General features: G+C 58.2%; 15 protein-coding genes. All 15 read right to left on the bottom strand.

All coding sequences use genetic code 11. From position 1 onward, the window contains the following. Positions 1-153: 153 nt before the first annotated feature. The 15 genes from ACT3UQ_RS02790 to fusA all read right to left on the bottom strand — a co-directional run bounded on the left by ACT3UQ_RS02790 (position 154) and on the right by fusA (position 15,069). Complete coding sequence (locus ACT3UQ_RS02790; RefSeq protein ID WP_105553134.1) at positions 154-1,746, bottom strand: sialidase family protein; 1,593 nt, start codon at positions 1,744-1,746, stop codon at positions 154-156. A gap of 274 nt (positions 1,747-2,020) precedes the next feature. Beyond that, positions 2,021-2,308: a 30S ribosomal protein S17 gene (gene rpsQ / locus ACT3UQ_RS02785; protein WP_096256894.1), complete on the bottom strand. Its 288-nt coding sequence runs from the start codon at positions 2,306-2,308 to the stop codon at positions 2,021-2,023. Next, the gene (gene rpmC, locus ACT3UQ_RS02780; protein ID WP_096283676.1) at positions 2,308-2,577 is read right to left on the bottom strand and encodes a 50S ribosomal protein L29; all 270 of its coding nucleotides are present in this window, start codon (positions 2,575-2,577) and stop codon (positions 2,308-2,310) included. The genes rpsQ and rpmC overlap by 1 nt, the downstream gene beginning before the upstream one ends. Before the next feature lie 2 nt (positions 2,578-2,579). Continuing rightward, on the bottom strand, positions 2,580-2,996 hold the full coding sequence (gene rplP, locus ACT3UQ_RS02775) for a 50S ribosomal protein L16 (RefSeq protein WP_096283678.1): 417 nt from the start codon (positions 2,994-2,996) through the stop codon (positions 2,580-2,582). Continuing rightward, positions 2,997-3,782, bottom strand: a complete 786-nt coding sequence (gene rpsC / locus ACT3UQ_RS02770) for a 30S ribosomal protein S3 (RefSeq protein WP_096283680.1) — start codon at positions 3,780-3,782, stop codon at positions 2,997-2,999. Further along, positions 3,783-4,148: a 50S ribosomal protein L22 gene (gene rplV, locus ACT3UQ_RS02765; protein WP_096256898.1), complete on the bottom strand. Its 366-nt coding sequence runs from the start codon at positions 4,146-4,148 to the stop codon at positions 3,783-3,785. 58 nt (positions 4,149-4,206) lie between these two features. Next, positions 4,207-4,488, bottom strand: a complete 282-nt coding sequence (gene rpsS / locus ACT3UQ_RS02760) for a 30S ribosomal protein S19 (RefSeq protein ID WP_096283683.1) — start codon at positions 4,486-4,488, stop codon at positions 4,207-4,209. 12 nt (positions 4,489-4,500) lie between these two features. Next, positions 4,501-5,340, bottom strand: a complete 840-nt coding sequence (gene rplB / locus ACT3UQ_RS02755) for a 50S ribosomal protein L2 (RefSeq protein ID WP_096283685.1) — start codon at positions 5,338-5,340, stop codon at positions 4,501-4,503. 31 nt (positions 5,341-5,371) lie between these two features. Beyond that, positions 5,372-5,674, bottom strand: coding sequence for a 50S ribosomal protein L23 (rplW, locus tag ACT3UQ_RS02750; RefSeq protein ID WP_096283687.1), 303 nt, complete (start codon positions 5,672-5,674; stop codon positions 5,372-5,374). Continuing rightward, complete coding sequence (rplD, locus tag ACT3UQ_RS02745; RefSeq protein WP_096283689.1) at positions 5,671-6,273, bottom strand: 50S ribosomal protein L4; 603 nt, start codon at positions 6,271-6,273, stop codon at positions 5,671-5,673. The genes rplW and rplD overlap by 4 nt, the downstream gene beginning before the upstream one ends. Positions 6,274-6,277: 4 nt before the next feature. Next, a complete protein-coding gene (rplC, locus tag ACT3UQ_RS02740; RefSeq protein WP_105553135.1) occupies positions 6,278-6,928 on the bottom strand; it encodes a 50S ribosomal protein L3 in 651 nt (216 codons plus the stop codon). A 20-nt stretch (positions 6,929-6,948) separates the two neighbouring features. Further along, complete coding sequence (gene rpsJ, locus ACT3UQ_RS02735; RefSeq protein ID WP_013349689.1) at positions 6,949-7,257, bottom strand: 30S ribosomal protein S10; 309 nt, start codon at positions 7,255-7,257, stop codon at positions 6,949-6,951. A 398-nt stretch (positions 7,258-7,655) separates the two neighbouring features. Next, positions 7,656-11,339 (bottom strand): hypothetical protein, encoded by a 3,684-nt coding sequence (locus ACT3UQ_RS02730; RefSeq protein WP_444636457.1) that lies wholly within the window; start codon positions 11,337-11,339, stop codon positions 7,656-7,658. Between the two features lie 180 nt (positions 11,340-11,519). Next, entirely contained in the window at positions 11,520-12,710 is a 1,191-nt protein-coding gene (gene tuf, locus ACT3UQ_RS02725) for an elongation factor Tu (protein WP_105553137.1), read from the bottom strand. 244 nt (positions 12,711-12,954) lie between these two features. Then, positions 12,955-15,069, bottom strand: a complete 2,115-nt coding sequence (gene fusA, locus ACT3UQ_RS02720; RefSeq protein ID WP_105553138.1) for an elongation factor G — start codon at positions 15,067-15,069, stop codon at positions 12,955-12,957. Positions 15,070-15,127: the final 58 nt, after the last annotated feature.

The raw sequence follows: 15,127 nt of genomic DNA, 5'->3' as shown, positions 1-15,127 counted from the left end.
ACCGAGGAACATAGGAGCCGTCGTCCGACCAATCTCGGCATGGTGCCTTGCCCCCTGCTTATCCAATAGTCCGGGGGTGTTGCCGCCGAGATTGGGATGGCAGCTGACTGGGAACGCCTGCTGAACAGTTCTTACGAAGTTCGGTGAAACCGTTTACGCGGGAGACGGATGGATAATGCCGGTAGCGGTATCAGCGACAAAGTTGTTGTGCCACGAATCTTCACCAGCATCGAGTGAACAACGCACCTCAGCCGATCCGCGCTCGATGTCAGCGGATGTGAGGGTATAGGTCGGTGTGAAAAAGTTGATGGCCTTCCCCGGAGGCACCACTGCTTCAGGGAACTGCTGGTTGAGATCCCCATCAAAGTTTCCATTCAGCGCAACTTTGAGCGAAGTCTTTCCTTCATTGGAAAAACGTCCCGTAAAAGCGAGGATATCGCCGGCCCGGAGACCCTGCTTTGGCGCCCCGTAGTTGGCTTCCTGTGCCTCCCGCGTACCTAGGATCTGGTCACCGCCAGCGTATCCCTGCCCAACTTCTTTCCATGCATGATGCCCCCATTCACCGGCATTGGCGGATATGACATGGAATTCACCGACATTGACCCACTTTTCTGGTTGCCCGGGAGTTATAGAACGCAGCACCATGTTGAATGGGCCCGTTTCTAGATCCGTATACGTGTCGGCGGCCCGACGAAGTGCGCTTTCGCTGAGCGCGGCCGATTCCAGTCGCGCAAAAACAATATTTGTGTACCCATTGTCCTCCAATAGAACTCCGAGTGACCCATCTGCCAGACGCGTTCCCGTGGAGTACGCAGAACTTCCCGGACATATTGAGGCGACCGGTTGCCATTGAGTACCTGCATCAAATGACACGCTCAGAACGGTGTTGCGGCGAAGTGAGCTATCGCGGTTATTCGTGGCCAACAAGATAGGTCTCGGCTTGTCATTCTCGATAGAAAATATGCTGCCGTTATCACCAGGATCCGGCAGTGAAGGGACCGGAATTAGCGGCCCGTAGCTGTGCCCACCATCGCTGGATACGGCTTGGACCCGGTGACCTGGTGCGCGTGAGTTCAGCAAGACTCGACCATCCGAAAGCTCGGCTACCTTATTCTCATTGGCCTCCTCCGCCGTAGACTCGCCAAGCGTCCAAGTCTCACCGTGATCATCGGAATAGGCCGAGGCGGCTTTGATGACGCCGTTTTCAAGCAGCACCATCTGCTGCACCAATCGGCCGGCAAAGCGACCTCGGGTCAGTTGAATGCCGGCACCGGCGGCAGCAAAAATCCCAGTGATCCCCGGGCGTTTGAGCTGTTCTGTGATCCTACGGTATCGCCAGCTCAATCCGTCATCATCCGAATAGGCGAGATCCACATGTTGCACCGTATCCTCGGGCTCGATGCCTTCAACGGACTCAAAGAAGCCAGCATGAGTGCCCGCGGCGTGGAAACAGAATATACGTGAGGTCTGCTGATCTACTACCAGGCTGGGGTCGCCGAAGCCTTGCAGACCGGTGCCGGTACGGATATTCAGCTGTGCGCCCCACGAAAGGCCATGGTCCGTGCTTCGCCGAAGCAACAGATCGATAGTGTTGGGCAGATCGTCAAGATTTGGGCGGCCATCGTAGGCTGCGAGTACGGTTCCAGCGGTCGTGACGGCCAGAGCCGGGATGCGGTACTGGCGGTGTCCGTTGACGCCACGAGTTGCCAATATCTGCGAAGAAAAGTTTGGTGATCGATCTGACATGTTCCATGTCTACCGCGGCGGGGAGCATGTATCAACTCCTCATTGATGTCATTACGCACTGATGCGCACCGTAGTCCCCTACCAGCCGGTCTGCCGCGAACATCGATATGGGCCCCAGTACGTGAATGCGGAATCTTCGCACCAAGCTGCAGTCCGTTATAACGCACTCTGCTGCAGTCGCAACCCGGGGGCACAAAAAACGCCCCGGGCCGCTTGCGCAGTGCTCCGGGGCGTTTTCAGTTATTCACGTAATCCGTGAAATCACCGAGAAAGCTTACTTAGCCTTCTCAACGATCTCAACGAGACGCCAGTTCTTGTCTGCTGACAAGGGGCGAGTCTCTGCGATTACAACCAAGTCGCCAATGCCGGCTTCGTTGTTCTCGTCGTGAGCCTTCACGTTCTTGTTGCGACGCATGACCTTGCCGTAAAGGGCGTGCTTAACACGGTCCTCAACGTCAACGACGATGGTCTTCTGCATCTTGTCGGAAACCACGTAACCACGGAGGGTCTTGCGGTCGTTGCGCTCTACAGCTGCGTCCACGACGTTATCCTTCTCGCTCATTACTTGGTTTCCTTGCCCTTCTTGGTCTCTTCAACCGGGACAACAACTTCCTTACGAAGACCCAGCTCGCGCTCACGCATTACGGTGTAGATGCGTGCGATGTCGCGCTTGATAGCCTTCAGGTTGCCGTGAGTCTCAAGCTGGCCGGTAGCCGACTGGAAACGCAGGTTGAACAGTTCTGCCTTGGCCTTCTTCAATTCCTCGTTCAAACGAGTATTATCGAAGCCGTCCAGGGAGTCGACGCTTAGATCCTTAGAACCAATAGTCATCCCTATTCACCACCCTCACGACGCACGATGCGTGCCTTCAATGGCAGCTTGTGGATTGCGAGACGCAATGCTTCCTTAGCTACCTCTTCTGAAACGCCATCAAGTTCGAACAAGATGCGTCCTGGCTTTACGTTTGCAACCCACCACTCCGGGGAACCCTTACCGGAACCCATGCGGGTTTCGGCTGGCTTCTTGGTCAGTGGACGGTCTGGGTAAATGTTGATCCAGACCTTACCGCCACGCTTGATGTGACGGGTCATCGCGATACGAGCTGCCTCGATCTGACGGTTCGTCACGTAAGCAGGAGTAAGAGCCTGAATGCCGTATTCACCGAAAGCAACAGTGGTTCCGCCCTTGGCAGCGCCGGAGCGCTTCGGGTGGTGCTGCTTACGGAACTTCACTCGACGTGGGATAAGCATTTAAGCCTGTCCTCCTTCCGCAGCCGGAGCTGCAGCGCCCTTACGCTCTGGACGACGACGACGCTCTCCACCACGTGGACGATCGTTGCCACCGCCGCGACCACCGCGAGCCGGAGCTGCTGCGGCCTGCTGTGCAGCAAGTTCCTTGGCGGTTACGTCGCCCTTGTAGATCCAGACCTTCACGCCGATACGGCCGAAGGTGGTCTTGGCTTCGAACTTGCCGAAGTCGATGTTCGCACGCAGGGTGTGCAGCGGCACACGACCTTCGCGGTAGAACTCCTTGCGGGACATTTCTGCACCGCCAAGACGACCGGAGCACTGAACGCGGATGCCCTTGGCACCAGCGCGCATTGCCGACTGCATGGCCTTCTTCATCGCGCGGCGGAAAGCCACACGCGAAGCAAGCTGCTCGGCGATGCCCTGGGCGACCAACTGGGCCTCCATGTCAGGGTTCTTGACCTCGAGGATGTTCAGCTGAACCTGCTTAGCCGTCATCTTCTCCAGTGCGCCACGGATGCGATCTGCTTCGGCGCCGCGGCGGCCGATCACGATGCCCGGACGTGCGGTGTGGATATCCACACGAACACGGTCACGAGTGCGCTCGATCTCGACGCGGGCGATGCCTGCACGATCCATTCCGGTGGACAGCAATGCGCGGATCTTTACGTCTTCTTTTACGTAATCTGCGTAGCGCTGTCCTGGCTTGCTGCTATCGGCGAACCAGTGCGAAACGTGGTCAGTGGTGATGCCGAGACGGAAACCGTTCGGGTTTACCTTCTGTCCCATTTAGTTCTCCCCACCCTTCTCCGGGGTTGAAACAACCACGGTGACGTGGCTGGTGCGCTTCTTGATCTGGAATGCGCGACCCTGAGCTCGCGGCTGGAACCGCTTCATGGTCGGACCTTCGTCAACAAACGCTTCGCTGATGATCAGCTCGTCCTCATTGAATGCTTCACCTGCACGGTCTGCAGCGGCACGGGCGTTAGCCACTGCCGATGCAACAACCTTGTACACTGGCTCCGAAGCTGCCTGTGGGGCAAACTTCAGGATAGCCAGCGCTTCGTTGGTCTGTAGACCACGAACAAGGTTGACGACGCGCCGGGCCTTCATAGGCGTCACGCGAATATGGCGCGCAATTGCCTTGGCTTCCATTGCTTTCCTTCTCTCGTCTCTCGAAGAGGGGGAAGCATCTCTAGATCCCTAACGGGACCTAGCGACGCTTGCCCTTCTTGTCGTCCTTTACGTGGCCACGGAACGTGCGGGTGGCTGCAAACTCTCCGAGCTTGTGGCCAACCATTGATTCGGTGACAAACACTGGAATGTGCTTACGACCGTCGTGCACGGCGATGGTGTGTCCCAGCATGTCCGGGATAATCATCGAACGGCGGGACCACGTCTTGATGACGTTCTTGGTGCCCTTTTCGTTTTCAGCTTCGACCTTAAGGAAGAGGTGCTGATCGACGAAGGGGCCTTTCTTCAGGCTGCGTGGCATGTTTCCAGGCTCCTATCGCTTGTTCTTGCCGGTACGACGGCGACGCACGATAAGCTTGTCGCTGTCCTTGTTCGGACGACGAGTGCGTCCTTCACGCTTACCATTAGGGTTGACCGGGTGACGACCACCGGAGGTCTTACCTTCACCACCACCGTGTGGGTGATCGATCGGGTTCATGGCGACACCACGCACGGTTGGGCGAACGCCCTTCCAGCGCATGCGGCCGGCCTTGCCCCAGTTGATGTTGATCTGCTCGGCATTGCCAACTTCGCCGATGGTTGCGCGGCAGCGCACATCAACGTTGCGGATTTCACCCGAAGGCAAACGCAGCTGAGCGAAGCGGCCCTCACGAGCCACCAGCTGGATCGAAGCGCCAGCGGAACGTGCCATCTTGGCACCGCCGCCCGGACGCAACTCGACCGCGTGGATTACGGAACCAACCGGGATATTGCGAAGCGGCAGGTTGTTACCTGGCTTGATATCCGCGTTTGGACCGGCCTCAACCTGGTCGCCCTGCTGGAGCTTGTTCGGAGCAACGATGTAGCGCTTGGTTCCATCAATGTAGTGGAGCAAAGCGATACGTGCGGTGCGGTTCGGGTCGTACTCGATGTGAGCAACGGTTGCCGGAACGCCGTCCTTGTCGTGACGACGGAAGTCGATCACGCGGTAGGCACGCTTGTGTCCGCCACCCTTGTGTCGGGTGGTGATCTTACCGGAGTTGTTGCGGCCGCCGCTCTTGGTGAGCGGGCGAACCAGCGACTTTTCCGGAGTCGATCGGGTGATTTCTGCGAAGTCAGCTACCGACGAGCCGCGAAGGCCCGGGGTAGTTGGCTTGTACTTACGAATTCCCATTTTTCTTATTCCTCGTTAAAGTGGTCTCCGCTTAGGAAAGCGGACCGCCGAAGATGTCAATCGATCCTTCTTTCAAGGTGATGATTGCGCGCTTGGTATCCTTGCGTGCACCCCACCCGAACTTGGTGCGCTTGCGCTTACCGGATCGATTCATGGTGTTTACGGACTCAACCTTGACGTTGAAGATAGCTTCAACGGCATTCTTGATTTCCGACTTGTTCGAACGTGGGTCGACCAAGAAGGTGTACTGACCTTCATCGATCAGGCCGTAGCTCTTTTCCGAAACGACTGGTGCGATGACCACATCGTGCGGAGCCTTTGAGAAGACGCTCACTTGGCTTCCTCCTTCTGGACCAGTGCTTCGAAGGCAGCCTTGGTGAAGACTACGTCATCCGAAACCAGAACATCGTAGGTGTTCAACTGGTCGACGTATAGGACGTGCACGGAATCAAGGTTGCGCACCGAAAGTGCTGCAACATCGTTCGCGCGATCAATTACGACGAGCAGGTTCTTGCGCTCGGTCAGCGAACGCAAGGTTGCCAGAGCTTCCTTGGTCGACGGGGTTTCACCGGCAACCAGGTTCTCGATCACGTGGACACGATCGAAGCGTGCGCGATCAGACAGGGCGCCGCGCAGTGCAGCAGCCTTCATCTTCTTCGGGGTACGCTGCGAGTAATCACGTGGGGTTGGACCGTGGACAATGCCACCGCCGGTCATGTGTGGAGCACGGATCGAACCCTGACGGGCGCGGCCGGTACCCTTCTGCTTGAACGGCTTGCGACCGGCGCCGGAAACTTCCGAGCGGTCCTTGGTCTTGTGGGTACCCTGGCGGGCAGCAGCAAGCTGTGCAACGACAACCTGGTGCAACAGCGGGACGTTGGTCTGTACGTCGAAGATACCTGCTGGCAGGTCGACGTTAAGTGCCTTAGTCATTTACTTATGCTCCCTTCACGGCGGTGCGTACGAGAACGACGCGACCGCGAGCGCCTGGAACGGCACCCTTGATCAGCAGAAGGTTCTTCTCAGCGTCGATGGCGTGAATGGTCAGGTTCTGAGTGGTTACGCGCTCAGCACCCATGCGACCGGCCATCTTCTGTCCACGGAAAACGCGACCTGGGGTCGATGCGCCGCCGATGGAACCTGGCTTGCGGTGGTTCTTGTGCGCACCGTGGGAAGCCGGAGCACCCTTGAAGTTGTGACGCTTCATAACGCCGGCAAAGCCCTTACCCTTCGAGGTGCCTACAACGTCGACCTTCTGGCCTGCGTTGAACAGCTCGACGGACAGTTCCTGTCCAGCGGTGTACTCGGCTGCATCTTCAGTGCGCAGCTCCACCAGGTGACGACGTGGGGTCACGCCGGCAGCTTCAAAGTGACCAGCCAGTGGCTTGGTGACCTTGCGTGGGTCGATCTGGCCGTAGCCGATCTGGACTGCGGTGTAGCCATCACGCTCAGCGTTAACTAGCTGGGTGACAACGTTGCTGTCAGCCTGCACGACGGTGACTGGGATCAGAATGTTGTTTTCATCCCAAACCTGGGTCATGCCGAGCTTCGTGCCCAACAGTCCCTTGACATTACGGGTTGCGGTCATAGTTTTCTCGCCACCTCCCCTTAAAGCTTGATTTCGATGTTGACATCCGCTGGCAGGTCGAGACGCATCAGCGAATCAACAGCCTTCGGGGTCGGATCAACGATGTCGATCAGACGCTTGTGCGTGCGCATTTCGAAGTGCTCACGGCTGTCCTTGTACTTGTGTGGCGAACGGATAACGCAGTACACGTTCTTTTCCGTTGGCAGCGGCACTGGGCCGACTACGGTTGCGCCTGCGCGCGTGACCGTCTCAACGATCTTCCGGGCCGAAACGTCAATGACCTCGTGGTCATACGACTTCAGCCGGATGCGGATTTTCTGTCCCGCCATGGCGTCATGCCTCTTTCTGTTAGCACTATCTAGAATTACTGTGCCTATATACGGGCCCTTGCGGACCGGCACGCCTTACGCTGCGGCTGAATCCGGATCAGATCCGGGTTCCTCACCCGCAGGTGGCTCCGACCCCCGCGGTCGGGCGTGTCGTGTAAATTTTAATCACGACAAAACCGACAGGGTTTTCACTTTGTGCGAAGGTCTTTTGGTTTGCAACGGTTGTATCGATCCCGAACCCCAGGCATTATCCTGAGTGAGAGTCGATCCCGGTCGCGCAAACCACTACCGATTACCCCTCGCGGGGATCGGGTTGCAATCAAGCAACTTATCTAGTCTGACAGGTCGACCGCCGTGGCGCAAATCTTTTGCCCGGATTCGGGCCAGTGATCTTGACCTCACGAACCGGCATTGCCGCGATCTCGGCGTGCTTGCTCCGCGTCCCGCGGGTCAACCTCCTCGCTCTTGGGCTTGCGTTCAACGCGCACCAGCTTGAGCACCGCCGCGACAATCAGCGCGACGCCGGCAAGCACCAGCCAAAGGAATGCCAAGTACCGCAAGAACCACAGCACCGCCGCGGTAATGGCGATCGCGCCCCACCAGATGTAGCGCTTCTGCCCCAGCTTCAGGCCGAGAACGATCAATGCGGCAAAGAAGAAGAGGCTAAAGACCTGCGCCGCCCCATTGCCATCTGCCAGGGTGCTCAACTGGGTCAGCGAGGCAAGAACGGCGGACGCGACCAGATACCCATGGGCCACCGGAGAGCGTCTGCCCATAAAGTGACGAACAGCCAGGATGCCGGCAACGAGCGTGAAGTACAGGAAGAAGATGCTGATATCTGGCAGGTGAAGGATCCGGGTGTAGCTGCTGAAGCCCAACAATGCGCCGAGCACTATCAGCACATCGCTCCCCCACCGAAGCCAGCGCGTCGGCAATTCGTACATCCGGACTAGAGCGGCGGCACCAAAGATCAGCACCGCACCGGCAATAATCCACACCGCCCGCAGGTCGTTGAAATGCACCAACGCCCCGGCGATCAGGGTGCCAAGAATCATCGCCGCGAAATAGATACGCGCAGCGGCTCCGCTGGCCTCGCGGGTGGTCACCAGTTCTCGGGGAAAATGTGGAACCGGCTCGGCGAACCGGCCGTGCAAGAGCGAAATGATCAACAGCACCATTGCAGTGAATAGCAGCTGCCAGGTTGGGTCCATCCAGGGTTGCAGGCCTGATGGCCTAGTCCCCCGCCAGAACTCGATGCCTTGGCCAATGGCTCCCAGCAATGCAAGACTGGCGCCGGCGGCCAACCAAGGGATTTTCCGGGTGTGAACCAAAAGCCCGAGCTGTAGCGCGGCAACCAGGAAGATCAGCGCGAACCACCCGGGGGCGGGAGCTACGAGCCCAATGCAGAACAACGCGAAGACCGTGCCAAAGATCGGCGAGAAGCGCAGTGCGGCCGAATCGCGCAATCGCCACTGCATCACCAGGCTGATCAGCGCCAGTGCCATGAGCAGAATCTGAATCATCTGCACAGACCACCACGGTCCGTGAATCCAGCCGGTGGCTGAGAAGCTCTGCACGCCTTGGACATAGCACAGGCCGCACAGTCCCATGATCGCTGCGAAGAGCAGGAACTCCGCATGCTTCGACTGCCCCCTGATGCCCAAGAAGCCTGCCACCGAATGAATGATCCACAAGGACAATCCCAACAGCATGGTGCCACGGTCAGGCAACCCAAACATCGCATCACCGATGAGTAGGACTAGCGGCAGCAGGCAGACCAGTCCGACGGTAATCCACCGCATCTCGCGGCTCAAACGTCGTCCGGTTCGCATGACGAGGCACAAGCGAAGCAGTTGCGGGACCATAACCGATACCAGCAGCAGTGCGAAGCGACCATGGGAATCAAAATTCATCATGTCCACAAACCACCAGATGCTCAGGGTGAAGGTGATTTGTGCGGCGCCTGCGTAGCTCATCTTCCAGCGTGGTGACTGAACCAGACGCGCACCACGCAGATAGAAGACTAGATTCACAAGTCCCACAAAAGGCAGGGTGTTTTGTGGCCCCTGGAAGCTGAGCAGGAAGAGTCCACCACTAGCTGCCAGCACCATGGTGCGCAATATTTGCACTGCGCGTTCCCGGCCGAAGCCATCGTTGCGCCAACCGGCCAGAATGACGCTGGCCAACGTTAGCACGATTCCTACGAAGAACCAGTTGCCGGCAGGTAGTCCAAGGAAGCTTGCCGTCCCTGCATCCACGCCAGCAACTTGGTTCACCATAGCTCCGAGGTACCCCAGGGTGATCAACACCAGCAGCGCGGAAGCACCGAAACGAATGAGTTGCCCACGCGTCCGGTCGGCTAGCCGAGCGCCTTGGAGCGTCGAGAAGAGCCACAGCGCAAACAAAGGTACCCACAGGCCCACCACCCACGCTAGCTGCAGCGAAACATTCTCCGGCACGTTCATCGCGTACCAGCTTGACCTAGCCGTTTGGTGATCAAAACCGCTCAGCATCTGCTGCACCGTGCGACCGGCAAATCCGCCGAAGACAAGGAACCCGATCCACCGGGTCTGGTCTAGCGCCAGATGCCAGCGGCGATCCGTTTCGCTGCGCATCGCGAGCGTGAGTCCCACAAGAGCCACGGCTACCCCCGGCAACACCCGCCAGCCCAACGAATCGCTGGCGGTGATCGCCAGCAGGACAAGCGCTACGATGGCGACTGCTTCAATCTTTCCTCGCTTGCCCAAGGCTGGAACCGCGAAGAGCTGGAGCACGGGAATCAACAGCACCGCATACCACCAAGGAATGAGTTCTCCGGTGGCATCGAGCATTGCCGCGAACGTTGAGGCGCAGACCAGCGCCCAGAGCAGCATCCGTTCGGCCCGCCACCAGTTGGCTGGCACCGTGAAAAGCCGGCGATAACCTTGCGCATAATGTGTGATCGCTAAGGCCTGCGCCGCCCAAAGAAGCGCGATGAGCACCCACGTAGTCCCTGGTTCCCAGGCCAGATAATTTGAGGTGGCGAAAATCAGCAGCATGAAGCTCACGCGTGCCGCGTAGAGCCGATACAGCCGGAACCTCACCAGCAATCTGATGGAGAGCAGCAGGTGGGCTGTCACCAAGAAGAACACCCACACCAAGTCGCGGGCATGCAAGGTGGTCCATATGACTAATGCCAGGCCGAGCACCAACAGCGGCAGCAACTGCGCGGTGGCGGACACGGCCGAGTAGAAGAGCGAGGAGCGAACCTTTGCGCTGCGCACGGCCAGGACAAGCAACACCAGGGAGAGCAACAGTAAGAAGAGCAGGTAGAACAAGATGCCGCGTTGCACCGTGGCCGCGCAGGCCATGGTGGTGGACACCAATACGAAGACCGCAATCCAAGCTAGTACCCGGGAGCGTAAACGGAGGGTGGCAAAACCCACGGCAAGGGTGCCCAGCACCGAGAAGACCAGCCACACCACTGCCGCTGACACCGACAGCGTCAGGTAGGTCGCGATTCCCGATAAAGGCAATAAGGCCAATCCGGTTCCGGCGAAGGCGCTGGCGGCAGGCTTGAGATTCTGCTTTGCGCCGTGCACATAGAGCCCTCCCCCGTAAAAGGCCGCGGCCAATGCGAACAAGGCGATGAGCTTAGGCAGCGGCGGTAATGCGAAACTCAGGAACAGGGCTCCGGCGGCGACGATCAGCAGGGCGGCCACGTAGAGGGTGACGTTGATATTGCGCAGTTCTCGTTCACGCGGGGTCAGCTGCTTCACCGGGCGGACAGGCGCTGCGGGCGCTTGGACCGGCGGCCGCGCATAGACCTCTGCAGAGGGGTTCGCCACCGGGGCACCCAGGGGCCAAGTGGCCACCTCTTGGCTCGGTGGCGGCAGAACGTGCGTGGAAGGTTGCTGGATGCGCGAAGGCATCGCCGGCGGCTGCTGGGCGAGGCGTGCCGCGTAATCAGTGGCGGCGTTATAGCCTTGCTGCCAGGCTTGCTCCTTGACCTCGGAGTTCACCGCGTGGTTCCTGCGGCCAACGCGAAAGCCTATGAAGAAGCTGGCTGCCACGAGCAGGAGAACCAAAATGAACCAGAACATGCCGCGACCTTAGATCGATGAACTCGCAGAGGGATATCCACGCAATCCAATTAGACCACTGTATTGACATACTTGGCACTTAACGCACGGATGTTAAGCAAAAAGATCTCCACCCCTTCCGAAGAAGTGGTGGAGATCTTTTTTGTCAGACCAGTAGGCCTAGATCAGTTAAGCAGCGAACTACTTGGTGATCTTGGTGACCTTGCCCGAACCAACGGTGCGGCCGCCTTCACGGATAGCGAAGCCGAGGCCATCTTCCATGGCGATTGGCTGAATCAGCTCAACCGACATTTCGGTGTTGTCGCCTGGCATGACCATCTCGGTGCCCTCTGGGAGGGTGATGACGCCGGTCACGTCGGTGGTGCGGAAGTAGAACTGCGGACGGTAGTTCGAGTAGAACGGGTTGTGACGTCCGCCTTCGTCCTTCGACAGGATGTAGACGTTGGCATCGAAGCCGGTGTGTGGGGTGATCGAGCCTGGGGCTACGATAACCTGGCCACGCTCGACATCGTCGCGCTTCAGACCGCGAAGCAGCAGGCCACAGTTCTCGCCGGCCCATGCTTCGTCGAGCTGCTTGTGGAACATCTCGATACCGGTAACGGTGGTCTTCTGGATCGGACGGATGCCGACAACTTCGACCTCCGAGTTGATCTTCAGGGTGCCACGCTCGGCGCGACCGGTCACAACGGTACCGCGACCGGTGATGGTGAAGACGTCTTCGATTGGCATCAGGAATGGACGATCGCGATCACGAACTGGGTTCGGGATGTAGGTATCGACAGCATCCATCAGTTCCTCGATGGACTTGGTCCACTCAGCATCGCCTTCCAGAGCCTTCAGGCCCGAAACGCGGATAACTGGTGCATCGTCGCCATCGAAGCCCTGCGAGGAGAGAAGTTCGCGAACTTCCATTTCGACGAGCTCAAGGAGCTCCTCGTCCTCAACCATGTCGGACTTGTTCAGTGCAACCATCAGGGTTGGCACGCCAACCTGGCGGGCCAGCAGAACGTGCTCGCGGGTCTGAGCCATCGGGCCGTCGGTAGCAGCAACCACGAGGATTGCGCCGTCCATCTGAGCCGCACCGGTGATCATGTTCTTGACATAGTCAGCGTGGCCTGGAGCGTCAACGTGTGCGTAGTGACGGGTCTCGGTCTGGTACTCAACGTGCGAGATATTGATGGTAATACCGCGCTGGCGCTCTTCTGGCGCCGAGTCAACCGACGCGAAGTCGCGCTGCTCGTTGAGATCAGGGTACTTTTCAGCAAGTACCTTGGAGATGGCGGCGGTCAACGTGGTCTTACCGTGGTCAACGTGACCAATGGTGCCGATGTTGACGTGCGGCTTGGTCCGCTCGAACTTTGCCTTTGCCACAGGTTCCTCCTAGAAACGTTTTACAGAAGACTTACTTTCGTTTGCGCGATTCGCAAACGAACTGGAATCAGTCTACTGGGGGCTTGGATATTTACGAAAATTTCGGTCCTGCGCGGGTCCTGCATGTGATGCAAATCCCTCGTTGGCCGTTTGCGAGGCCGGCTTCATTGGCAATAAAGCCGGCTTCGCGATCGGCCACTCCCCCACACTGGCGGGGTCACGGCCAAGTTTGCTTCCTGGACGATTACTCGCCGCGGGCCTTCTGGATGATCTCTTCGGCAACTGCCTTCGGGACCTCAGAGTAGCTGTGGAAGGTCATCGAGTACACTGCACGACCCTGGGTCTTGGACCGCAGATCACCAATGTAACCGAACATCTCCGACAGTGGCACGTGGGCATTGATAACCTTCACGCCAGCTGCATCGGACATCTCGGTGATCGAGCCACGGCGGGAGTTCAGGTCGCCGATAACGTCGCCCATGTACTCTTCCGGGGTACGAACTTCGACGCTCATCAGTGGTTCAAGCAAGATTGGGTTAGCGCGGCGTGCGCCTTCCTTGAATACCTGTGAGCCAGCGATCTTGAACGCCATTTCCGAGGAGTCAACGTCGTGGTAAGCACCGTCGATGACGGTAGCCTTCACGCCGACCATCTGGTAACCAGCAAGGATGCCGTACTGCATGGCGTCCTGGATACCGGCGTCGATGGATGGGATGTACTCACGAGGGATACGACCACCGGTGACGGCGTTCTTGAACTCGTAGGTAACTCCGTCGACAACCTCTAGAGGTTCGAACGATACCTGGACCTTTGCGAACTGGCCCGAACCACCGGTCTGCTTCTTGTGGGTGAAGTCAACCTTCTCCACAGCCTTCTTGATGGTTTCGCGGTATGCGACCTGTGGCTTACCCACGTTGGCTTCCACGCGGAATTCGCGCTTCATGCGGTCCACCAGGATATCCAGGTGAAGCTCGCCCATGCCGCCGATTTCGGTCTGGCCGGTGTCGTCGTTCAACGAAACGGTGAAGGTTGGATCTTCCGCAGACAGCTTCTGGATAGCGGTCGACAGCTTTTCCTGGTCACCCTTGGTCTTAGGCTCGATGGCCACGAAGATCACTGGTGCTGGGAACGACATCGACTCAAGCACGATCGGGTTCGCTGGATCGCAAAGGGTATCACCGGTGGTGGTATCCTTCAGGCCGATCACGGCGTAGATGTGACCTGCGTGGATCTCTTCAACCGGATTCTCCTTGTTGGAGTGCATCTGGAAGAGCTTGCCAACGCGTTCCTTCTTCTGCTTCGTCGAGTTCAGCAACTGGGTACCAGATGATGCCTTGCCCGAGTAGACGCGGATGAAGTTCAGCTGGCCGAAGAATGGGTGCGCGGCGATCTTGAAAGCCAGTGCCGAGAATGGTGCATCCTCGGAAGGCTCGCGAGTCAGCTCGACCTCTTCGTCCTTTGGATCGTGACCCACCATGGCGCCCACGTCAAGTGGGTTTGGCAGGAAGTCGATCACTGCGTCGAGCATTGGCTGCACGCCGCGGTTCTTGAAGGCCGAACCACAGAAGACCGGGTAGATCTCCGAGTTGATGACCATCTTGCGAATGCCGGCCTTGAGCTCGTCATTGCTGATCTCTTCGCCTTCGAGGAACTTCTCCATGAGCTCGTCAGAGCCCTCGGCGACATCCTCAACCAGCTTGGCGCGGTACTCGTTGGCCTTTTCCTGCATATCTGCAGGAATTTCGCGAGTCTCGTAGGCGGCACCCATGGTGACGTCACCCTTGGAGTCACCTTCCCAGACGAATGCCTTCATGGTCATCAAGTCGACCACACCGGTGAATTCGTGCTCGGAACCGATAGGCAGCTGCATCACCAATGGCTTGGCACCCAAGCGCTTGACGATGGTATCTACGGTGAAGTAGAAGTCAGCACCCAGCTTGTCCATCTTGTTGACGAAGCAGATACGCGGAACGTTGTACTTGTCAGCCTGGCGCCAAACGGTCTCAGACTGAGGCTCAACGCCTTCCTTGCCATCGAACACGGCAACGGCGCCATCGAGCACGCGCAGCGAGCGCTCCACCTCAACGGTGAAGTCAACGTGGCCAGGGGTGTCGATGATGTTGATCTGGTTGTTGTTCCAGAAGCAAGTCACGGCCGCGGAGGTAATGGTGATACCGCGTTCCTTTTCCTGCTCCATCCAGTCGGTGGTCGACGCACCGTCGTGGGTCTCACCGAGCTTGTGATTCACACCCGTGTAGAACAGGATGCGCTCAGTAGTAGTGGTCTTACCAGCATCGATGTGTGCCATGATGCCGATATTTCGGACCTTATTCAGGTCAGTAAGCACGTCCTGTGCCACGTTGTCTCCCTAAAAGGTGAGGCTAGGATTGGCTGGGTGCCTTTTGACACCCAGCAAT

Origin of the sequence: Glutamicibacter sp. AOP12-B1-11, assembly GCF_052379245.1 — a bacterium.
Lineage (GTDB): Bacteria > Actinomycetota > Actinomycetes > Actinomycetales > Micrococcaceae > Glutamicibacter.
This window is presented reverse-complemented; position numbering and strand designations above follow the sequence as displayed.